The sequence below is a fragment of the Streptomyces sp. NPDC020597 genome (assembly GCF_044335095.1).
GTDB lineage: Bacteria > Actinomycetota > Actinomycetes > Streptomycetales > Streptomycetaceae > Streptomyces.
Window position 1 is genome coordinate 683,395 of record NZ_JBIRUL010000001.1, and the last position, 20,451, is coordinate 703,845.

Consider the following 20,451-nt stretch of genomic DNA (forward strand, 5'->3'; position numbering starts at 1 on the left):
ACCGCTCACCGCACCGAGCCCGAGGACCCCGTCGCCTCGAGCCCGAAGGCCCGGTGCGCCGAGTCCGGGAACCCCGGTCCGCCGGGTCTCGCCGCACTCTTGACGCGTGTCATGTTACCGGTAACATCGAAGGACGTCGGAGCATCACACCGCCCCCCACGACGCCGTGGGCCGCCCGTCCTGGAGTCCGCGTGACCGACCGCCCCCCGGCGCGGCGTGCCCCGGCCGCCGCATCCCCGACCCGCACTCCGACGGGCCCCGCCGTCGCCGACGCCGGGCCCGTCGTGGATGCGGAAGACGGGTCCGCCGTCGCCGGAGTCGGCGCCGGCGCCGTGGAGGCCGGTCCCGTCTTCACGACGTCCGCCGTGGTCGCGTCCTGCTTCGGATTCGTGCTCATCGGCGCGCTCCAGGCCCTCTACGGGCCGTCGATCCCGGCCCTGCGCGACGACTTCGGACTCTCCCCCTCCGCCGCGGGCCTCGGCCTGAGCGCCCACTTCGCGGGCGGCGTCGCCGGCGTCCTCCTCTTCGACCGCCGCTTCGGGCGCACCGGCAACCGCCGGATCCTCGCCGTCGCCCACCTCCTGATGGCGGCCGGGGCCGCAGGCTTCGCCCTCGCCCCCGGCTGGCCCCTCGCGCTCCTCGCGGCCCTCGTGGCCGGCGTCGGCTTCGGCGGCATCGACTACGGCCTCAACCGTCTGTTCGCGACGGGCTTCGGGCGCCGTTCCACCGCGATGCTCAACATCCTCAACGCCCACTTCGGCGTCGGCGCGATCCTGGGTCCCGCCCTGATCGGAGCCGTCGGTTCCGAGCACTACCCGGCCCTCTTCCTGGCCTTCGCCCTCGCCAACCTCCCCCTGCTGCTCTGTCTGCGAGGCGTCAGGGACCACGCACCGCGCCCCGCGTCCGCCGACACCGGCGACCGCACACCCGTCGGCGCCGCCCTGCGCTCCGTCCTCGCCGTCTTCGTCGCCCTCTACGTCCTGCACGTGGGCATCGAGGCGGGCGTGGGCGGCTGGGAGCCCACGCACCTGGAGTCCGTCGGCTACGGCGCGGGTGCGGCCGCCACCGCGACCAGCGTCTACTGGCTGATGATGACCGTCGGCCGCTTCCTGGCCGCCCCGATCGCCCTGCGCTTCTCCGCCCAGACGATCATCACGGTCTCCTGCGCCGGCATGACCGCCTGCCTCCTCCTGGCGGCCGTCCCCGGCATCGCCCCGTACGCCTACGCCGGCGTGGGCCTCTTCATCGCACCGATCTTCCCCACCGGCCTGCCCTGGCTCAGCCGGGTCGCCCCCGGCGCCCGCAGGGCCGGCGCGATCGTCATGGCCGCGTCCATGCTGGGCGGCGTGGCCGCGGGCCCGGCACTCGGCAAGATCATCGAGTGGTCGGGCGTCCGGGCCGTCCCCCTCATCCTCGCGGCCGTCTCGGCCGTCTGCCTGGCGTCCACCCTCTGGCTCACCCGGACGACGCTCCGGCCGTCCCGCTGACGCAAACCGCCCCATCCCCGCCCCATCCCACCGAAGGGACCTCATGCCCGCCCTCGCCACCACCTCCGACGGCTTCCTCCTCCACGGCGCCCCCTTCCGCATCCTCTCCGGGGCGATGCACTACTTCCGCGTCCACCCCGACCAGTGGGCGGACCGGCTGCGCAAGGCCCGCCTCATGGGCCTGAACACCGTCGAGACGTACCTCCCCTGGAACCTCCACCAGCCCGAACCCGGCACCCTGGTCCTCGACGGCCTGCTCGACCTGCCCCGCTTCCTGCGCCTGGCCGCGGCCGAGGGCCTGCACGTCCTCCTGCGCCCCGGCCCGTTCATCTGCGCCGAGTGGGACGGCGGCGGCCTGCCCCACTGGCTCACCGCCGACCCCGACATCCGCCTGCGCACCAGCGACCCCCGCTTCACGGACGCCGTCGACCGCTACCTCGACCTCCTCCTCCCGCCGCTCCTGCCGTACATGGCGGCGTCGGGCGGCCCCGTCATCGCCGTGCAGGTGGAGAACGAGTACGGCGCGTACGGCGACGACGTCGCCTACCTCAAGCACATCGAGCACGCCCTGCGCTCCCGGGGCGTCGAGGAACTGCTCTTCACCTGCGACCAGACCGCCGGCGACCACCTTGGCAACGGGACGCTGCCCGGCGTCCTCGCCACCGGCACCTTCGGCAGCCGCGTGGAGGAGTCGCTGCGCCGGCTCCGTGAGGCGCAGCCCGAAGGCCCCCTGATGTGCTCGGAGTTCTGGATCGGCTGGTTCGACCACTGGGGCGGCCCGCACCACGGCAGGGACGCCGAGGACGCCGCCGCCGACCTGGACCGGCTCCTCGCCGCGGGCGCCTCCGTCAACATCTACATGTTCCACGGCGGCACCAACTTCGGTTACACCAACGGCGCCAACCACCATCACGCCTACGTGCCCACCGTCACCTCCTACGACTACGACGCCCCGCTCACCGAGAGCGGCGACCCGGGCCCGAAGTACCACGCCTTCCGCGAGGTCATCGCCCGCCACGCGCCGGTCCCGGACGAGCCGGTCCCGGCGCCGTCGCCCAAACTCCCGCCGACGGCGGTCCGGTTGGCCCACCGCGCGTCCCTCTTCCGGTCGGCCGGCCGGCCGGTCCGCGCCACGGACCCGCTCTCCGCCGACGACCTGGGCCGGCGCTCCGGCTACACCCTCTACCGGACGACCGTCCCCACCCCGGGAGACGGCCTGCTCCACTTCGCCGGGGGAGTGGGGGACCGCGCCCAGGTGTTCCTCGACGGAGCCCCGGCCGGCGTCCTGGAACGCGAGCGCTACGAGGAGAGCCTGCCGGTGCACGTCCCGCGCGCGGGCGCCGTCCTCGACGTGCTCGTGGAGAACATGGGCCGGGTCAACTACGGGCCCCGCATCGGCGTCCCGAAGGGCCTGCTGGGCCCGGTCACCTTCCTGGGACGACCCCTGCGGGACTGGGACTGCCACGCCCTCCCGCTCGACGAGGCCCCCTCCCTCGCGACCCTCACCGCTGCGAACGCCACCCCCGATCCCGAGGCCGCCGATCCCGGGACCGCCGATCCCGGGACCGCCGACCCCGGGACGGCCGGTAGCGGGACCGCAGGCCCCGAGGGCGGGACCTGGGGGACCCTCGTCTCGCGGTTCCCCGTCCCCGGGGCGTTCGCCTCCGCCGGGCCCGCCTTCCACCACGGCGCCTTCGACGTGTCGACCCCGGCCGACGCCTTCCTCTCCCTCCCCGGCTGGACCAAGGGCCAGGCGTGGATCAACGGCTTCCACCTCGGCCGCTACTGGAACCGCGGCCCCCAGCGCACCCTCTACGTCCCCGGCCCCGTCCTGCGCAGCGGGGCCAACGACCTGGTCGTCCTGGAGCTGCACGGCACCACGACGTCCGAGGTCCACCTCACCGACGTCCCCGACCTGGGCCCGACAGGCCCCTGACCCCGCCCGCCTCCTCCGTCCCTCCCTCCGTCCGTCCGCCTCCTCGACCGGTCCCGCCGTCCGGCCGGCCGACGGCCCGCCCGTCCCCTCGCCCACCCGTCCGCCCGCCGCCCGGCCTATCCTGTGGATCCGCCGGGCGGTTCCGCACGAACAGCGCCACTGCCCGGACAAGCCCGCCCCCGCAAGCGGAACCCTCCCCGCCCCCGCCCGCGCCCAGGCGCCTCCGCCCTGTCCGGCCAGCCCAGGAAGAAGCCCCCACCATGACCGGTAGCGCTGCCGACGGCCCGGTGCCCAGGGGACGCAGCAGACGCAACTTCGCCGGAGCCCGCCCGGTGATGGACGACGTCGCGAAACTGGCGGGCGTCTCCAAGCAGACGGTCTCCCGGGTGCTCAACGACCACCCGGCCGTCCGCGCCGAGACGAGGGAAGCGGTCCGGACGGCGATGCGCACGCTCGGCTACCGCCCCAGCAGCAGCGCCCGCTCGCTGGCCAGCGGCCGTACCCGCATGCTCGGCGTGATCTCCTTCGACGCGGCCCGCTACGGCCCCGCCTCGACCCTGACCGCGATCAACACGGCGGCGCAGGAGGCCGGCTACCTGGTGAGCTCGATCGCGCTGGACACCGCGGACCGGGACACGGTGGTGCGGGCGGCCGACCGGCTGTCGGCGGAGGGCGCGGACGGCGTCATCGCCATCGCCCCCCAGGTCCGGCTCGCGCGCGCCCTCGCGGAGGCCCACCTCGACACCCCGCTCGTCGTCATGGACAACGAACTCGGCGACGGCACCCCCATGGTCACCTCCGACGCGCGCACCGGCGCCCGCAAGGCGACGCGGCACCTGCTCTCCCTCGGCCACCCCACCGTCCGCCACCTCGCCGGCCCGGCGGGCTGGACGTCGGCGGACCGGCGCGCGGACAGCTGGCGCGCCACACTCGAGGCGGCGGGAGCCGAGGTCCACGCTCCCCTCATCGGCGACTGGAGCGCCGACTCGGGCTACGACCGGGGCCGCGAACTGGCGAAGGACCCGGACCTGACCGCGGTCTTCGTCTCGAACGACCAGATGGCGCTCGGCGTTCTGCGCGCCCTGCACGAGGCGGGCCGCCGCGTCCCCGAGGACGTCAGCGTGGTCGGCTACGACGACATCCCGGAAGCCGCCCACTTCCTTCCCCCGCTGACCACGATCCGCACCGACTTCACCGACATCGGCACCATCGCCCTGCGCGTCCTCCTGGCCCGGATCGACACCCCGCCCCAGCCGTCCCTCCCGCCGGAGCCCTCCCTCACCCTCATCCCGGTCGACCTGCGAGTGCGCCGCAGCACGACCGCCCCGCCCCGCCGGACCACCCCGCACCCGACCGCCTGATCCGCGGGTCCGCCTCTCACGGGCCGGGGCGGATACGGCTGGTCGACCGCGCCCCGGACCGCGACGACGGGGCGCCCGGCCCCACGGCCCGGCGCCCCGTCGCTCCCCTGCGTCCACGCGATCCCCGCGCGTCCGCGTGTCGGGTCAGCCGCCCACGTACCAGCTGACCCCTCCGTTGCTGGCGGCGACGGTCAGCAGCACGAGCCAGAGGACCACGTCGACGACACCGAGGACGATGCCGGCCTTCGCCATCCCGGCACCGTTCCTGACCGCTGCCTGGCGACGGGCGACGGCGCCGAAGACGATGGCCAGCGGGCCCAGGACGATGTTCAGGAGAAACAGGCCGACGATGCCGCAGCACAGACTCGCGATGGCAAGGCCGTTGGTGCGGGACCCGGAGGACGCGGTGGAAGAGTTGCTGTAACCCGCCATGGAACACTCCCGGTTGTCGGTGGCACGGACCGAACGGGCCACGCGCTCCTTGTTTTCGACTTGCGGGTCGAGTGCCCCGCGACGCCGCTCCCATGTCGATGCCGCGTCGGTTCACCGGTCGGCACGGCCGGTGCGCCGCCCCGCCGCACCGTGTAGCGTGACGCTCTTCGCCCGGCGAGCCGGACGGAGTCCTCGAAGGCCGGGCAACCCATGCACCTCGCCGCACGCCGCCGTCTGCGCGCCGCCCTGGACGACGTCTCCGACGTCTTCCACGGCATGACCGCACATCCGGACGAGCACAACTGCTCATGCCACTGGGGCAGTCCGGAAGAGGTCTCCCTCCTCAAGACCCCGGATGCGGAACTGGAGCCCGACCTCCTGCGGCGGACCTGGCAGGCCGTCGACTGGACCGATCACGCGGCCGTGCTCCGCCGCATCCTGCCGCAGTTCGCCACGGCCCTCGCCGCCGGACGGGTGCGCGCCCCGTCCGGTCTGGAAGAGGCCGGCTACTCCTTTGCTCGCGCCCGCTGGCGGCAGTGGCCCGGCGAACAGGCCGCCGCCGTCGACGAGTTCCTGCACGCCTGGTGGATGCAGAGCCTCACCGACCCGGACGCCGCCGTCCCCGTGCACCAGGTCCTCGCGATGTGCGCCGAGGCCTCCGGGACGCTCCGCCCGTGGCTCGCCGACTGGGAGCGGCACACCGGGGCCCTCAGCGACCGGCGTCTCGCCGAGGCGGCCGGGCACTGGGAGTACGAACTCCTGGGAGACAGCCTGCCGTGGCACGTCCACTGGCCCGAGCACGACGAGGAGGAGCTGCGCGCCGAACTGGTCGACTGGCTGCTCGGCCACGCCGTGACGCGACTGCGCGCCTCGGACGCACCGGCGGACCTGCGCCACCGGATACAGTTGCTGGCCCTCACCGGCGAGGCCCGCTGGACCTCCCCCCACTGGCCCGGCCACCGCTACTGACGCCCACCCGGTCGTCAGTCGTCGCCGAGGCCGCGCCCCGGTGCGCTCATGTCCCCGGTCCGGGGCGTGCCCTCGGCGAGTCCGTAGCGCAGGTACACGGTGCCCTTCGGGCTGGTCGCGGGCGGTTCGAGGAGGGTGACGTTCGTGGGCACCGCGCCACCGTCGAACACCTTCTTGCCGACGCCGAGCACGATCGGGTGCACCCAGAGGTCGAGACGGTCGAAGAGCTTCTCCCGCAGTAGCGTCTGCACCAGGTCGATGCTCCCGACGACCTTCACGTGCTCGTGCCGGTCGCGGATCTCGCGCACCGCGCCGACCAGGTCCGGGCCGAGGTGCGTCGACCCCTCCCACGAGAGGTCGGGCGTGCCGCGGGAGGCGACGTACTTCGGGACGCTGTTGAAGAGCGTGGCGATCTCGTTGTCCACGCCGCCCTTCTGGTGCGGCCAGTACGCGGCGAAGACGTCGTACGTCCGCCGGCCGAGCAGAAGGGCGTCCGTGCCCTCGTACGCGGCGACGATCTGCGCTCCGGCGACCTCGTCCGACAACGGCGCCTGCCAGCCGCCGAACGGAAACCCCTCCGGGTCCTCGTCCGGGCCGCCGGGCGACTGTGCGACGAGGTCCAGTGATGCGAACATCTCGATGTCGATGAGGCCCATGCCCTGCTCCCGTGAGTCACGCGTTTCGTCTGTCTCGGTCGGAAGGTAGACCTGTGGACCCGGGCGGACTCATCGCCGCGACGGCGCCGACTTCGTGTCCGCCGCCCGCCCGGCACCGCGACACGGCGCGGCCCGGCACCGCGACACCGCGCCGCACCCCTGTCACCTCACGACGGAACACGGACCGCGTCCCGGCCCGGCGAAGCCCCGCCCCGGGAGTCCCCGCAGGCCACCGGCGCGATCGCCGTCGGTTGCGGCGTGCCCGTCCGGTGGGCCGCGTGGCCCCTGGCCACGGTGCGGCTAGTGTCGTCGGCAGGTGATCGATCACGACGGGGGTGGACGCGGATGGCGACCTGGCAGGAGTTGCAGGCCGAGGTGGCGGACCGGCTGGCCGCCGCGTCCGCGGGAGAGCGCGTGGTGTTCGCCGTCGGCGTGGCCGAGCGGCTGATGCGGGTCCAGGAGGCTCTGCCGGCCCCTGACCAGGCGGAGTACGCCATCGGCCTCCGACCGATGCTCAACGCCCTGTGGGAGGGGGCGTTGGGAAATGCGTCCGCCTTCGGGGAGATCAAGCACGGTCTGGGTGAGCACCTGCTGAGCGAGTACTGCCACAACGACGGGCAGGCCGGACCCGGTGACGCCGACGAGCCTGCCGCGGCCGCCGTGCTCCACACCGCGGTGGCCTACCTGTTCGGCGCAGCCGATCCGATCGCGGTGGTCGGCAGCCGCGGCGTCGAAGCCGCGGGCGAACGTCTGAACGCCGTCGCCGAGTTGCGGCGTCAGCTGCGTGACCTGGCCCTGATCGGTCAGCACGGCGCGTCCCTGCGTCACGCGAGGCCGGGCCTCGACCCCGACGCCTCCGCCCGACTGCACCGCGCTCTCCGCGTCCCCCTGTCGACCGCCGAGGCCCCCGACGCGTAGCAGCCCGCACGGTCCTGCGGCCCGCACGGCCCGTACCGCCCACGGCCCGTACCGCCCACGGCCGTACCGCCTGCCGCCCACAGCCCGCACTCCGTCGGCCACGGAGCCGCACCCCACGCCATCGCGGCATCGTGCCGAGGACAGGCTCGACATATGTCACCCCATATGTGTCAGTAGCCGCTTCTAGGATGGTCGCGGGGAACTGGGACCGACTGGGCGGGCAGGGTGCGCGAGCGTGACACAACTGGTGGGCAGAACAGCGGAACTCGCGCGTCTTGACGCCCTGCTGGCCGGTCCGGACCTGCCCGACGCACCGGCGGTCGTCGACATCGCCGGCGAGCCGGGCATCGGCAAGAGCCGGTTGCTCGGCGAAGTCTGCGCCCGGGCCCGCCGGGGCGGATTCACGGTGCTTCGCGGCCGTGCCACGGAATACGAACAGCACGTCCCCTTCCAGGCTTTCACCGACGCGCTCGCCGACGTCGACCCCGGCGTCGTCGCCGCCTACCCCGCCCTGCCCGAACTGGACCTGGTGCTGCACGGCATCCGGCAGTCGGCGCCGGGCGACACGTCCGACCCGGGCGCCGTCGCCCGCTTCGGACTGCACCGTGCGATCAGGGTCCTCCTCACACGCCTGGGCGAGCGAGGAGTGGTGCTGGCCGTCGACGACCTGCACTGGGCGGATCCCGCGTCAAGGGAACTCGTGGATCACCTGATCCGGCACCCCGCCCGCGGCCGGGTCCTCCTGGTCGTGGCACGACGGGCCCGGCAGACCCCCACCTCCCTGACCGCGGCCCTGACCCGCGGCGCCGCCGGCGGAGACGTCCTGCACCTCGCGCTGGGTCCGCTTCCCGAGGAGGAGTCCATCCGGACGCTGGCCGCCGACGTTCCCGGGCACGAGGCGAAGCAGCTGTACGCCGCCAGCGAGGGCAACCCCTTCTATCTGCTCGCCCTGCTGCACGCATACCGCGGCGGAGCCCGACCGCACAGCATCCCCACCGAGTCCGGCGGGACGGGAGCGACGGGCACGGTCGGAGTGCAGGGCGGCCTCGCGGCCCTGCTGCTCGAGGAGCTGACCGCGCTGACCGCGCCACAGCGTCGCGTGGCCGAGGCGGTGGCGGCGCTCGGCGCCCACGCCACCCCCGCCATGGTGGCCGAGGCGATCGGACCGTCGGCCGAGGCGTTGCCGGTCAGGGCGGACGCGCCGAAGCAGCCGGCGGAGGTGCCGGAAACGGTGCCGGGGGCGTCAGGAACGGTGCCGGAGTCGTCGGAAATCGTGCCGGAAATTTCGGAAACAGTGCCGGCGGCGTCGGACGTGTCTGACGTGACGGAGCAGATCCGGGCACTCGAGTCGCGGGACGTGCTGCGCGCCGCGCCGGGCGGCCGGTGGGTGCTCCGCCACCCGCTCGTGCGGGCCCTGGTCTACGAGAACACCGCCCCGGGGCGACGCGCCGAGCTGCATCGGCGGGCCGCGCGGGCACTGGCCCGCAGCGGCGCCCCCGCCACCGAACGCGCCCACCACGTCGAACGGTCGATGACCGGCTGGGACGCCGAGTCCGCCGCGGTGCTGGAGGAGTCCGCCGCTCAGTGCGCGTCGACCGCGCCGGCCACCGCCGCCCACCTGCTGAACGTCGTCCTCGCGCATCTGCCGGACACACCAGGACACGACCGGCGGCGAGACGAACTCGTCCTGGCGCGTGCCCGCGCGCTCGGTGTCAGCGGCAGTCTCCGCGAGAGCCGCGATCTGCTGCACGACCTGATCGAGACGCCGGGCAAGGACCTGCTGCTGCGCACGGAGGCCGTCGCCTGGTGCGCCGTGGTGGAGCGGCACCTCGGCCACTCCCCGGAGGCCACCGCACTGCTGCGCCGCGAGCTGTCCCGCCGTCCCAGCCCCTCTCCCGGGCAGGCGGTCTCCCTGAGGCTCGCCCTCGGCATGTCCGCCCTGCTGACGGCGTCCTACCCCGAGGCCCGCGCGGACGTCGAGGAAGCCGTCTCCCTCGCCCGAGCCGACGGCGACTGCGCGGGTGAGGCGGCAGCCCTCGCCCTGGCCGCCCTGGGCGAGGCGTACGAGGGCGAGACGGCAGCGGCCGTCCGCCACACCGACGCCGCGTCCCGGCTGACGGACGCGCTGACCGACCCCGGCCTCACGGACCTGTGCGAGTCGCTGAGTTGGCTGGCCTGGGCGGAAGTCCTGCTGGAGCGCTACCCGGACGCCGAGAGGCACTTCACCCGCGGGCTCGACATCGCCCGGCGCGGCCGCCGGCTCCACGTCCTGCCGCACCTGCTGACGAGCAAGGCGTTCGTCCACCTCACCACCTGCCGCCTGCCGTCCGCGCTGGAGGCGGCCGAGGAGGCGGAGACCCTGGCGCGAGCCGCGGGCAGCCCCGACCTTCTGGCGTTCGCCCTCGCCGTCAAGACGCTGGTGCTGCTGCTGAGCCGTCCCTTCGGGGACGCCAGTGCCCTGGCCACCGCCGAGGAGGCCGTCGCGGCGACCAGCGGGAGCAAGGGCTGGTGGCCCGCCCTGGCGTGGTGCATGCTCGGGCACGCCACGTTCGTCGGCGGCGACGCGCACCGCGCGCAGGAGGCCATCATGACAGCCGGCGGCGGCCGCGAACTCCCCCTGCTGCAACCGTCGATCCGTCCGGGCCAGCTCGACACGCTCACGGGCGCGGCCCTCGCCACGGGCGACTTCGCCCAGGCCCGGCGCTGGGCCGCACAGGCCGCGCGCGAGGCCGACCGGCTCGGTCTCGGCGGTCAGCGGGCGGCAGCCCGCCGGGCCGAGGCATCGCTGGCCGAGCACCGCGGCGACACGGAGAGAGCCGTCCGGCTCCTCGCCGCCGCCGCCGATGAGTACGCCGACTGCGGCCAGCGCCTGTGGGAGGCGTACAGCCTCCTCCGCGCGGCCCCCCTGGTGCGGCGCACCGGCCAGGGCGAACGCGCCGCCGCCATGTGGCGCCGCGCCCACCGCATCGCCGTCGCCGGCGGCGCGCGCCTGCTCGTGGACCTGGCCGAGTCGATCCGTCCCGAGGTCATCCCCCGGACGCCCGCCGTCCCGGCGGAACTGGCGGAGCTCACGGCACGCGAGGTCGAGGTCGCAGGGCTGCTGGCGGAGGGCCTGAGCAACCAGGACATCGCCGCCCGGCTCCATCTCAGCCGGCGCACCGTCGAAACGCACCTGTCCTCGGTCTACCGCAAGCTCGACGTGCCGTCCCGTTCGGCGCTGACCCGTCTCATGACGCGCATCGGCCTGGGCGCCGGTTCATGAGCCGGGCGTGATCGGGCGCGCGGCGCGGCCTGGGTGTGCCGAAGCCGACGTCTGAGTGACTGCGGTCGAGCACGTGAGTAGGCGTGCTCATGTGGCGGCCGTGACCTGCTTCCAGACTCGGGGCATGAGAAATCGAACCTCCGCACCGACCGGCACGACCGCCCGCACCCCGCGCCGTCTGCGGCCGGCGCTCGCGGGTGCCGCTCTCGCGGCTCTGGCGCTCACCGCCTGCGGAGCCGAGAAGCCGCACGCGGACAGCTCGCCGGGCAGCCGAGCCGCCGGCGCGGGGCCCCAACAGGGCGTGGCCTTCACGGAGATGCTGCGGCAGGTCGCGCAACAGTGCCCCGCGAGCGCTCCGCCGCAGGCGCCGCCGTCGGGTCCGGCGAGGACGTCGCCGTCCGGGGAGACGCCGCCGGCCGACGCCGTCGCGCCGATCGCCCCCACGGCGGGCCCCGAGGTGGAGTTGAACGCACGTGACTGGTGTGCGAGCAACCTCCATGAAGAGCGCGTCGCACGGGCGCTGTGGAATCTGGCGGACCCCACCCCCGCCAAGGTCAGGAAGGTCCTCAACGACCTCGGCTACATCGACGAGCGCATCCACGACCTCAAGCAGTCCGGCACGGCCACCCGCTTCTTCCTCGACCTGCGCGACCGGGGCGGACGGCTCTGCCTGGACGGCTCGGCGGCCGGCGAGCAGACCGTCGTCGACAAGTGCGTCGCCCCCGCGACCGGCCCGTTCACACCGGAGGAGCGCACAGCCTGACCACCGGCCCGCCGGGGGAACTGCCGTGCGCGCACGGGGTCGAGGGCGAAGGCGCAAGGTCACAACTGGGTCAACTTCTTCACCGTTCCCTCACGGTTGACGTCCCGGTGTGGGTAGTTTCGCCCCTCACGCACGTGATCAGGGGGCCCCGTGAGCTACTACCAGCCGCAACCGCCGCTGCAGCCTCCGCCCGGACCGCCGGCCGCCCGTCCCGCACCGAGGTGGGCCCGCAAACGCTTCGTACTGCCCGCCCTGGGCCTGGCGTTCATCATCGGCCTGGGAAGCGCCGGTGCGGACGACCAGAAGTCGAACACGACGAAGACGGCGGTCAGCGACAAGACCCGGCCGACGGTCACGGCCACGGCCACGGTCACCGCGACGGCCACGGCGACGGAGACCGCGAAGCCGGAGCCCGCGCCGACGGTGACGGAGACGGTCACGGTGAAGGTGACCGTCACCGCGCACGCCGCCGCGGGGTCGGGCACGGGCGGCGGCTCGTCGTCCGGCGGCTCGTCGTCCGGCGGCGGCTCCGACTCGTCGGGCGGCTCGGACTCTGCGGGCGGCGGTGCGACGGCCCTGTGCAATGACGGTACGTACTCCTATGCCGCTCACCACCAGGGCGCCTGCTCGCACCACGGCGGCGTGTCCGTCTTCTACCGCTAGTGCCGTGACCGGAAAGGTTCACCGGCTCGCGACGTCCGGCACGGCACCTCGCCGCGTTGTCGCATCGCCTCGCCTCGCCCGAGTACATCCAGTACACGGGCGATGCTCCGCCTTGCGATGCTCCCCCGCAGCCTGAACGGCGTGGGAGGTGCCCCCACCACCGGACGCCGCGAGCTTCTCGGCAAACCTTTACGGTCACGGCGCTAGCCGACGCCTCGGGCACGGGCCGCCGTTGCGAAGGCCGCGGCAAGCGCGGAGCGAGGAGCGCCCTGCCCGCCGTCCCCGGTGGCCCACGGCCGCCTCAGGGGAGGCGGCGCCCGGATCGCGCGAGATCGCGCGGCGACCGCGGACGGGCGCGGCGATCGACACCACGCCGTCGCGCACCCGGGCGGGCAGGCAGGCCCGGCCTGGCCGCCGAGCGGCTCGCGGCAGGCCGGAGGAAGCAGCCGACGTGCCGGTCGCGGGTCCGGATCGGTTCCCTTGCGTCGCCGATATGTCCGAGAAGGCGGGGAACTCTGTATGACCTCCGCGTGTAAGGGCTGTGTAAGCAATATGCCGGCGAGTGCGCAGAAAATTCTTCCGTGCCGGGCCGTTGCAATCGCGGCCGTCCTGTGGAGAGGATGGCGTAGATCATCTCGGATGATGGTGGGTGTGAGCTGTGGCGAGCGCAGGGGCGGCCGAGTTACTGCTGGGCGGCATAGTCATGCTCGGTGCGTCGGTGCAATGGCTGACCGGCATGGGCTTTGCGCTCATCGCGGTGCCCGCGCTCGTTTTGGTGCTCGGGACGACTCAGGGCGTAGTGCTCGCGAATTGCGTGGCCGGAGCCATCAGTGTCGTGGGGCTCACCGCGGGGTGGCGGCAGGTTCGCATCGGTGCCATGGTTCCCTTGATCATCGCCGCGGGATGCACGGTGCCCGCCGGTTCCTGGGTGGCGGCCCGACTGCCCGAACCCGTTCTGCTGGCAGGTATCGGAATACTGGTGACGCTGGCCGTCGCTTTCGTCATGGGGGGCGTGCGCATACCGGCTCTGGCGGGGACGAGGGGAGCTGTCGCCGCTGGGGCTCTGGGCGGATTCATGAATTCCGCCGCCGGAGTCGGAGGACCGCCGTATTCGCTGTACGCGGTGAATGCGGGCTGGTCGGTCCGTGAATTCGTGCCGAACGCACAATTCTATGGAATCCTGGTCAACGTTTTCTCGGTGGCCGCCAACGGCGTGCCCCGGCTGAGCGGGCCGGCCTGGTCGGTGGCCGTGGCCGCCATGGTGGCGGGCGCCCTCGTCGGCAGAGCGCTCGCACCGAGGGTCCCCGAGGAGTGGGTGCGCCGCCTCATCTTCGCCCTGGCACTGACCGGCGGCCTCTCCGTCCTGGTCAAGGGCGTCCAGGGGATGCTGTGACGCCGCACCGGCCGCCGCCCGCCCCGCGGGAGCCCCACCGGCGACGAAGACCGCCGGCGACGGCCGACCGGCTCGTGCTTTTGGGCGCGGCCGGCCGGATCGCCGCGGCGGCGAACGACTGCCGGGCTTCCCGTCAGCCGAGCGGCTCGCCGTGCTCCAGGTATGCCGTGGTCCGCGCGGCGCGGGCGGGCACCGCGGCCTCGATGCGCTTGATGAGCCGCAGCATGAGCATTTCGGGATCCGACGTGCGCTCCGGCTCATAGAAGTCGAAACCGCTGGTCGATTCCGGGTTCAGCCGGATCCGGCGTTGAGTCTCGGCGTCCAGGACCGCTCCCTCGAAAACGAAGACGATTTTCTCGTCGTCGCCGGAGGGGGCCCAGTCGACCACGAGGAGGCGGCCTACCGGTGCATCGATCCCGATTTCTTCCTTGACCTGGCGTACGGCAGTTTCGTAAGGAGTCTCCCCGGGTGGTACGTAACCGCCCGGAATGCCGAGGAATTTGTCTTCCCGGTTGGTCGGCTGGACGAGCATGATACGACCCTGCTCGTCAAAGAAAAGCACGCCTGCGGCAGCGCGGGCGCGAGCTGTCGATGAATTGCTCAGTGAATCGGCCACGTCAAGGATGGTCCGTGCGGTGGCGAGTCGTGTCAAGGGGTCGCTAACCCGTGAAGAACCTGTGTGGGCGAGAGTCGCGGTGGGCGCGAGAGGGGCTGAGGTACGCAAAAAATAATGGCGTTGACGTGACCGAAAGCACCGTGATACCAAATGATCGAGCAAGCGTTTCGCGATTCGACGGGGGTCGGCAGCGGTGATTGTTGATTCGCACGTGCACGTCATTGCAGAGGATGCATTACGCTATCCGTCGATTCTTCGCAGCAGAGACGAAAACGCCTGGTACAGCACCCACCCCGTCACCGCCGAGGAATTGCCGGCGCTCATGGACGACGGGGGCGTGGCGTGGACGATTCTCGTCCAGCCGATCCAGGTCTACGGCAGTGACAACAGCTACCTCGCCGACAGTTGCGCGGCATACCCGGACCGGCTGCGCGGGGTGGCCGTCGTGGACGTCGGCGAACCGGCCGCCTCGCGTGCCGACCTGCATCGCAGCATCCGCGAACAGGGCCTGGCCGGCATACGGGTGAACCTGGCGACCGGAGCCGGGACCATCGACCCCCGCTGCCATCCCCTCCTGGAAAACGCGGCGGAACTAGACATTCCGGTCCTGGTGCGGGTCACCCCTGAACAGCTGCCTCAACTGCCGGCGCTGGTCGCACGGTTCCCGGGAGTCGCCTTCGTCCTCGACCACTGCGGATTCGTCGACTTCCGCGACGGCCCAGACGGCAGGGGCGCGGCGCCGCTGTTCGAGGTCGGAGCCCACGACAACCTCTACGTCAAGGTCTCGACCATGAACCTGTACGACGTCGCCGACCCCGGAACGCTCCTGAAGGAGTTGGGCCGGTGTTTCGGAACGGACCGCCTCGTCTGGGGATCCGACTACCCGCACACCTCCGACCGCGGTTACGCCGGACTCGTCGACTACGCCCGGGAGGCAGCCCGCGCCCTGCCCGGCGACGGCGCCGAGGACTACCTCGGACGGACCGCCGCGAAGCTGTGGTGTCCGTCCCCCGGTTCACCGGACGGCAGCTGACATGGCGACAGAGGCCGGGGCGCCGGGCGTGACGGGGAAGGACGGGCTGATGGCAACGGAAACGCACCCGGTCGGGATCGCGGTCGTCGGGTTCGGCAACGCGGGCAGACAGCACGTCGCCGCCGTTCAGGCGTTACCCGGCGTGCGGCTGGCCGCCGTCGTGGAGTCCGACCCGGCGACCGCCCGCCGGGCCCGCGAGGCGGGCCTGCCCGTACGCCCGTTGCCGGAGGCGCTGGCCGACCCGCGGACGGACGCGGTGGCTGTATGCCTGCCGCCGGGGCACCGCCCCGCGGTCCTCGCCGACGCGGTCGCCGCCGGCAAGCATCTGGTCATCGAGAAACTGCCGGCCCGGTTACCCGCCGAACTGGACGAGATCCTCGCCGCCTCGGCCCGCGCGGACCTGCTCAGCACGGTGATGTTCCAGCACCGCTTCGCCCTCCCCGGGCCACTGCGGGCCGAGGCGCCGGAGCGGTTCGCGGACGCGGTGGGCAGCCTGCTGATCTCCCGTCCGCGCTCCGCCGACCACTACCGGGAGGGCTGGCGCGCCGAGCCGGAAGCGGCCGTCGGCGGAGTGAGCGTCCACCTCGGGGCCCACTACCTCGACCTGGCCTGCCAGCTGCTCGGCGAACCCGTCGCGATCACGTGCCTGTCCAGAACCGACGCCGTCGAGGGCATCGACACGGAACTGTCCGGCCACATCGCCTTCCGCTCGGGGGCGCGGCTCACCGTCACCGTGACCTGTCGGGCAGCCGCCCGCTTCGAACAACTCACCGTGCTCGGTCGGCAGGACTGGGTGGAGGTGCGGGCCGGCGCCACGACGGGCGAGGTCGACGGCCGGCCGCTCGCCGCACCCGCCCGCCCGGCCGCCGAACTGCGCCAGGACGTCTACCGCGAGCTGGCCGACGCGCTGCGCGGCGGCCCGGCCCCGGACCTGTCCCGCCTCGACCGCAGCAGCGGCGTGGTGGAGATACTCGACGGCCTGCTCCACTCCGTCGTCGGCGCGACCCGGCAGGCGGCCGCATGAGCGGCGCCCGCACCGTGGCCGCGCCCGCCCACTGCCACCCGCCCCTCGGATACTCGTCCGGCACCCTGCCCGGGGCAGGCCCCGAGGAACTGGCCCGGGCGGTGCTTCTCGCCGGGGGAACCGGCGTGGACCTGCGCATCGGCAAGGACCACGGCTGGGAACGGGACGGCGTACGGGCGGGCATCGACCGGATCAGGCGAACCGGCGCCGACGTCTTCTTCGTCGGTGTCGGCTGGCGTCTCGGCGACGCCGCGCTCTGGCCCGTCGGCGAGGAGGAGGTACCGGCGGAGTACCCGGTCAAGGTCTTCTGCGCCGAACGCCCCGACCCGGTCCTGGTCGGCGAGCAGCTCGCCGCCGCGGCCGACGCCGGCCTGCGGCCATGGGTGGAGACCCACGCGGGCGGCCCCGACGTCACGGGACTGATCGACCTCACGGAGCGCACCGGCGTGGGCGTGCTGCTCGACCTCCTCGGCCTGGCCGAGATCGGCGGCGCCGACCACGCGCAACTGCGCGCCCTCGCCCCGTTCGTGCGTGCGGCGCAGGTCAAGGGCGTTCACCGGACCTCAAAGGGCACCCGGCACCGCCCGCTGGCCCCGCACGACCTGTCCGACCTGTCGTACCTGCTGAGTCTCGGCCCGCTGCACGCGGTGACCGTCGAATCGCGCGCAGGCGTCCCCGACGCCGATCTCGCAGTGCTCGCGGCCGAGCTGGCCTCGCCCGCCGCCGGACCGGACACCCCACGCCGGGGAGCACGGCCGGACATGGGCGCCGACACGACGCGCTCGCCCCTCCCGAGCGCCAACCGACCAGGGATGCCGCTCGGCCGACAGCCGGCCGAGCCGACGCACCCGTCCGAGCCAGGAGCCGCACACGCATGAAACTCGCCGTCATAGGTGACGAGTTGTCCCAGAACCCCGTCCTGGTGGCCGACACCGCCGCCCAACTCGGCTTCGCCGGCGTCGAGGTGCGGTCGTACGACGAGACGCCGCCCCACGAGCTGACCGACGAACAGATCGACCACCACCGCCGGCTCCTCGACGAGCGCCGGCTGACCGTGGCCGGCTTCGCGCCGCCGATCTTCAAGGGCCTTCTGCCCACCACGGACGAACAACTCGCCGAGGCCCGCCGGACCGTGGTGGAATCCTGCCGGCGTGCGGTGCGCCTCGGGGCCCCGCACGCCCGGATCTTCAGTTTCTTCACGGACACCGAGCACGCCCCCGAGCCGCAGCGCGCGGCCGACGTCGTCGCCGCCGTTCTCGAGGGCATCGACCCGGGCCTCCCGCTGGTCCTGGAGACCGAGTCCCGCAGCAACACCCCGCACATGCGGGAGGTTCTCGACTTCCTGGACGCGCTGGGCCGGGACGACGTCGGCGTGCTCTGGGACCCCGCCAACGCCGTACGCGGCGGCTGGGGGCCCGTGCGCTACCCCTCGGACTACCTGATGGGCCGCCACCTCATCCGGCACGTGCACGTGAAGGACCCGGACGGCGTCAACGGCTATGTCCGGCTGGGCGACGGCGACCTGGACTGGCCGACGATGCTCGCCCGCTTGGCCGAGGACGGCTACACCGGCTTCCTCAGCCTGGAAACCCACTGGCGCCACGGCCGGGTCCTCTCGCCCGTCAACCGCGACCGGCCCTGGGGCGAGGACTTCTCCCGGGACGGGTTCGCGGCCAGCGTCGAGTGCATGCAGCGGCTGCGGGCCTGGTGCGAGCAGCTCCCCCGAGAGCTGCTGGAGACCTCATGAGCCCCGGCGCACGCCCGTTGGTGCTGCTCGGCGCGCAACGCTCGGGGACCACCGCCCTCGCCGGCGTCCTCGACGACGCCTTCGCCGACGTCGGCGGCATGTTCACCATCAACGGCAAACTGCCCTACCTGCTGCACCGCTGGTGCACCCAGCAGGACGTGACCGGCCGCCACCTCCGGGTGGACGAGATCCTGCACGCCCTGCACCGCAAGCCGCCCTACGGCCGGTATGCCGGGCGCTGGCTCGAGAGCGTGGAGAAGGCGCTGCGAACCGCGGCCGCCGACGTGGCCGACGGCCGCGTCACCGACGCGACGGCGCTGCGCAGACACCTGGTACGGGAGGCGTACTCGGGAGCCACCCGCTACGGCGACAAGTACAACGAGTACCTGCTGGAACTCGACCAGCTCGCCGACACGCTGCCCGAGGCGCACTGGGTGCTCCTCGTGCGCCATCCGGCCGCCGTGGCACGTTCCATGCTGAAGTGGACCGGCGACCGGCCGTGGCGGCCCGGCAGCCGGCGGGAAGCGCTGGAGAAATGGGCCTCCTGGCACCAGCAGTGGCTGGCGCACCCCGCTGCCCGCGACCCGGCCCGCGCCACCGTCGTGGAGTACGCCCGCGTGTGCGCCGGCGAAGACCTGGACCGCCTGTCCCGGGCGATCGGACTCGACCTGCTCCCGTACGCGCAGCAGCTCAGCGAACGGGCCGGCGAGCCGGAGCAGGAGCCGCTGCCCGAGCACATCAGCCGCCTGTGGCGGACGCTGTCGGACCTGAGCACCCCCTGACCCCGCCGGGCTGACGCCACCGACCTTGCAAGGGAGAAGTCCGTGACCAAGTGGGCAGTGCGGGGCCGTGCAGTCCTCAGCCGCGCCGGTGTGCCGGACGCACCCGCGGCGAAGCGCTGGGCCCTGGTCGCGATCGTGGACGCCGTCGGCACCGGCATGTTCCTGCCGATATCCGTTCTCTACTTCACGGTCGTGGTCGGCCTGAGCGCCGGATCCGTCGGCGCCGGCCTCGGTATCGCCGGACTCGTGGGCAGCCTCGCCACACCGCTGTCGGGCACGCTGATCGACCGGTTCGGCGCCCGCAAGGTCGTGATCGGCTGCTGGGCGGCGGGCGCCGCGGCGTACGTCGGCTTCCTCGGAGTGCGCGACTGGACCGGTCTCGTCGTCGTGGCGAGCGTCGCCCATGCCGCCGACCGCATGGTCAACCCGGCCCGCAAGGTCTTCCTCACCACCATCGCGGACGCCGAGGACCAGGTCCCTCTCATGGCCTTCCAACGGGCCGTCCTCAACGTCGGATTCGGCATCGGCGGCCTGGCCGCCGCGGCCGTCCTGGCCCTCGGCTCGGACACCGGCTACCACGCGTTGCTGGTGGTCAACGCCGTCTCCTACACCGGGGCCATCGCCCTCGTCCTCACCATCGAAGTCATCCGTGCCCCGCAGCCCCCCGAGCCGGGCCGGCCACGCGCCGGCTACCGTCAGGTCCTCGCCGACCGGCGGTACGTGAGCCTCGCGACGCTCAACGTCCTCGTCCTCATGTACTCGACCACGTTCACCATCGGCATGCCGCTGTGGGTGTACGAGTACACCAGCGCCCCCGCCGGTCTCGTCGGCCTGCTGTTCACCTTCAACACCGTGCTGGTCGTGCTGCTGCAGATGCGCACGGCCAGGAGTTGCACCTCTCCCGCCCAGGCGCCGCGCGTCTACCGGGCAGCCGCCCTGCTGTTCGTCCTCGCCGCAATCGGTTACTGGGCCGCCCACCGCTCGGGCGGCGCCACGCTCGTGGTGATCGTCCTGCTGGTGCTGGCGGTCTTCGCCCACACGCTGACCGAACTCTTCGGCGCGGTCGGGGAGTGGACCGTGTCCATGGGTCTGGCGCCCGAGCGGCTGCGCGGCCGGTACCTGTCGCTGTTCGGGCTGAGCCTGGCCGCCCAGGAGGCGGCCGGTCCGGTCCTGGTCACCACCCTGATCGCCGCCGACACGGACCTGGCCTGGTTCGCCCTGGCCGCCCTGCTCGTCGTCGGCTGCCTGGCATCGGCGTGGCTCGTGCGCACGACGGCCGGACCGGACACCGCGCAGCCCCCTGCCGCCGCCTCCCCGATCGAGCCCGACAGAGCCGCCCCTCCCGCGAGCTGAGCGCCACCCCCGCCTCCGGGCCCGGTACGGCAGACCGCAAGGAAAGGACCCAGTTC

18 protein-coding genes are annotated in these 20,451 nt (G+C 73.2%); 15 read left to right on the forward strand and 3 right to left on the reverse strand.

Going from position 1 to position 20,451, the window contains the following annotated elements:
* Nucleotides 1–365 precede the first annotated feature (365 nt).
* The 3 genes from ACH4ZA_RS03190 (at nucleotide 366) to ACH4ZA_RS03200 (ending at nucleotide 4,784) form a co-directional block, all read left to right on the forward strand.
* Complete coding sequence (locus tag ACH4ZA_RS03190; RefSeq protein WP_398427836.1) at nucleotides 366–1,487, forward strand: MFS transporter; 1,122 nt, start codon at nucleotides 366–368, stop codon at nucleotides 1,485–1,487.
* Between the two features lie 43 nt (nucleotides 1,488–1,530).
* Entirely contained in the window at nucleotides 1,531–3,423 is a 1,893-nt protein-coding gene (locus ACH4ZA_RS03195) for a beta-galactosidase (RefSeq protein WP_398427721.1), read from the forward strand.
* A gap of 260 nt (nucleotides 3,424–3,683) precedes the next feature.
* Nucleotides 3,684–4,784 (forward strand): LacI family DNA-binding transcriptional regulator, encoded by a 1,101-nt coding sequence (locus ACH4ZA_RS03200; RefSeq protein ID WP_398427722.1) that lies wholly within the window; start codon nucleotides 3,684–3,686, stop codon nucleotides 4,782–4,784.
* Between the two features lie 144 nt (nucleotides 4,785–4,928).
* Here the strand turns inward: ACH4ZA_RS03200 and ACH4ZA_RS03205 are convergent, their stop codons facing one another.
* Nucleotides 4,929–5,216 (reverse strand): DUF4190 domain-containing protein, encoded by a 288-nt coding sequence (locus ACH4ZA_RS03205; protein ID WP_319280096.1) that lies wholly within the window; start codon nucleotides 5,214–5,216, stop codon nucleotides 4,929–4,931.
* A gap of 210 nt (nucleotides 5,217–5,426) precedes the next feature.
* Here ACH4ZA_RS03205 and ACH4ZA_RS03210 point away from each other — a divergent pair, with 210 nt between their 5' ends.
* Nucleotides 5,427–6,185: a hypothetical protein gene (locus tag ACH4ZA_RS03210; protein ID WP_319280066.1), complete on the forward strand. Its 759-nt coding sequence runs from the start codon at nucleotides 5,427–5,429 to the stop codon at nucleotides 6,183–6,185.
* Between the two features lie 14 nt (nucleotides 6,186–6,199).
* Here the strand turns inward: ACH4ZA_RS03210 and ACH4ZA_RS03215 are convergent, their stop codons facing one another.
* Nucleotides 6,200–6,841 (reverse strand): dihydrofolate reductase family protein, encoded by a 642-nt coding sequence (locus ACH4ZA_RS03215; protein WP_319280068.1) that lies wholly within the window; start codon nucleotides 6,839–6,841, stop codon nucleotides 6,200–6,202.
* Nucleotides 6,842–7,186: 345 nt separating this feature from the next.
* Between ACH4ZA_RS03215 and ACH4ZA_RS03220 the strand changes: the two genes are divergently transcribed.
* The 5 genes from ACH4ZA_RS03220 to ACH4ZA_RS03240 all read left to right on the forward strand — a co-directional run bounded on the left by ACH4ZA_RS03220 (nucleotide 7,187) and on the right by ACH4ZA_RS03240 (nucleotide 13,840).
* Nucleotides 7,187–7,759 carry a hypothetical protein gene (locus tag ACH4ZA_RS03220; protein WP_398427723.1) on the forward strand — a complete coding sequence of 191 codons (573 nt, stop codon included), beginning with the start codon at nucleotides 7,187–7,189 and terminating at the stop codon, nucleotides 7,757–7,759.
* 235 nt (nucleotides 7,760–7,994) lie between these two features.
* Nucleotides 7,995–11,021, forward strand: coding sequence for an AAA family ATPase (locus tag ACH4ZA_RS03225; RefSeq protein ID WP_398427724.1), 3,027 nt, complete (start codon nucleotides 7,995–7,997; stop codon nucleotides 11,019–11,021).
* Nucleotides 11,022–11,145: 124 nt separating this feature from the next.
* Nucleotides 11,146–11,784, forward strand: coding sequence for a hypothetical protein (locus ACH4ZA_RS03230; protein ID WP_398427725.1), 639 nt, complete (start codon nucleotides 11,146–11,148; stop codon nucleotides 11,782–11,784).
* A gap of 150 nt (nucleotides 11,785–11,934) precedes the next feature.
* Nucleotides 11,935–12,447, forward strand: a complete 513-nt coding sequence (locus ACH4ZA_RS03235) for a flagellar motor protein MotB (protein WP_398427727.1) — start codon at nucleotides 11,935–11,937, stop codon at nucleotides 12,445–12,447.
* Between the two features lie 658 nt (nucleotides 12,448–13,105).
* Nucleotides 13,106–13,840 (forward strand): TSUP family transporter, encoded by a 735-nt coding sequence (locus tag ACH4ZA_RS03240; RefSeq protein ID WP_398427728.1) that lies wholly within the window; start codon nucleotides 13,106–13,108, stop codon nucleotides 13,838–13,840.
* Nucleotides 13,841–13,973: 133 nt separating this feature from the next.
* Here ACH4ZA_RS03240 and ACH4ZA_RS03245 read toward each other — a convergent pair whose 3' ends face one another.
* Nucleotides 13,974–14,456, reverse strand: a complete 483-nt coding sequence (locus ACH4ZA_RS03245; RefSeq protein WP_398427729.1) for an NUDIX domain-containing protein — start codon at nucleotides 14,454–14,456, stop codon at nucleotides 13,974–13,976.
* 211 nt (nucleotides 14,457–14,667) lie between these two features.
* Here ACH4ZA_RS03245 and ACH4ZA_RS03250 point away from each other — a divergent pair, with 211 nt between their 5' ends.
* From ACH4ZA_RS03250 to ACH4ZA_RS03275, 6 genes are read left to right on the forward strand one after another with little or no spacing between them, the layout of a single operon-like run.
* Nucleotides 14,668–15,489, forward strand: coding sequence for an amidohydrolase family protein (locus tag ACH4ZA_RS03250; protein ID WP_398427730.1), 822 nt, complete (start codon nucleotides 14,668–14,670; stop codon nucleotides 15,487–15,489).
* A 49-nt stretch (nucleotides 15,490–15,538) separates the two neighbouring features.
* The gene (locus ACH4ZA_RS03255) at nucleotides 15,539–16,513 is read left to right on the forward strand and encodes a Gfo/Idh/MocA family protein (protein WP_398427732.1); all 975 of its coding nucleotides are present in this window, start codon (nucleotides 15,539–15,541) and stop codon (nucleotides 16,511–16,513) included.
* Entirely contained in the window at nucleotides 16,510–17,391 is an 882-nt protein-coding gene (locus ACH4ZA_RS03260; protein ID WP_398427733.1) for a hypothetical protein, read from the forward strand. The genes ACH4ZA_RS03255 and ACH4ZA_RS03260 overlap by 4 nt, the downstream gene beginning before the upstream one ends.
* Nucleotides 17,388–18,260 (forward strand): sugar phosphate isomerase/epimerase family protein, encoded by an 873-nt coding sequence (locus tag ACH4ZA_RS03265; RefSeq protein ID WP_398427734.1) that lies wholly within the window; start codon nucleotides 17,388–17,390, stop codon nucleotides 18,258–18,260. Before ACH4ZA_RS03260 ends, ACH4ZA_RS03265 begins: the two co-directional genes overlap by 4 nt.
* Complete coding sequence (locus ACH4ZA_RS03270; RefSeq protein ID WP_398427735.1) at nucleotides 18,257–19,042, forward strand: sulfotransferase; 786 nt, start codon at nucleotides 18,257–18,259, stop codon at nucleotides 19,040–19,042. The genes ACH4ZA_RS03265 and ACH4ZA_RS03270 overlap by 4 nt, the downstream gene beginning before the upstream one ends.
* A gap of 42 nt (nucleotides 19,043–19,084) precedes the next feature.
* The gene (locus ACH4ZA_RS03275; protein WP_398427736.1) at nucleotides 19,085–20,395 is read left to right on the forward strand and encodes an MFS transporter; all 1,311 of its coding nucleotides are present in this window, start codon (nucleotides 19,085–19,087) and stop codon (nucleotides 20,393–20,395) included.
* Nucleotides 20,396–20,451 lie beyond the last annotated feature (56 nt).

Coding starts and splice junctions, on each gene's coding strand:
- ACH4ZA_RS03195 (WP_398427721.1), top strand. CDS start 1,531: ATGCCCGCCCTCGCCACCACCTCCGACGGCTTCCTCCTCCACGGCGCC.
- ACH4ZA_RS03200 (WP_398427722.1), top strand. CDS start 3,684: ATGACCGGTAGCGCTGCCGACGGCCCGGTGCCCAGGGGACGCAGCAGA.
- ACH4ZA_RS03205 (WP_319280096.1), bottom strand. CDS start 5,216: ATGGCGGGTTACAGCAACTCTTCCACCGCGTCCTCCGGGTCCCGCACC.
- ACH4ZA_RS03210 (WP_319280066.1), top strand. CDS start 5,427: ATGCACCTCGCCGCACGCCGCCGTCTGCGCGCCGCCCTGGACGACGTC.
- ACH4ZA_RS03215 (WP_319280068.1), bottom strand. CDS start 6,841: ATGGGCCTCATCGACATCGAGATGTTCGCATCACTGGACCTCGTCGCA.
- ACH4ZA_RS03220 (WP_398427723.1), top strand. CDS start 7,187: ATGGCGACCTGGCAGGAGTTGCAGGCCGAGGTGGCGGACCGGCTGGCC.
- ACH4ZA_RS03230 (WP_398427725.1), top strand. CDS start 11,146: ATGAGAAATCGAACCTCCGCACCGACCGGCACGACCGCCCGCACCCCG.
- ACH4ZA_RS03255 (WP_398427732.1), top strand. CDS start 15,539: ATGGCAACGGAAACGCACCCGGTCGGGATCGCGGTCGTCGGGTTCGGC.
- ACH4ZA_RS03260 (WP_398427733.1), top strand. CDS start 16,510: ATGAGCGGCGCCCGCACCGTGGCCGCGCCCGCCCACTGCCACCCGCCC.
- ACH4ZA_RS03265 (WP_398427734.1), top strand. CDS start 17,388: ATGAAACTCGCCGTCATAGGTGACGAGTTGTCCCAGAACCCCGTCCTG.
- ACH4ZA_RS03270 (WP_398427735.1), top strand. CDS start 18,257: ATGAGCCCCGGCGCACGCCCGTTGGTGCTGCTCGGCGCGCAACGCTCG.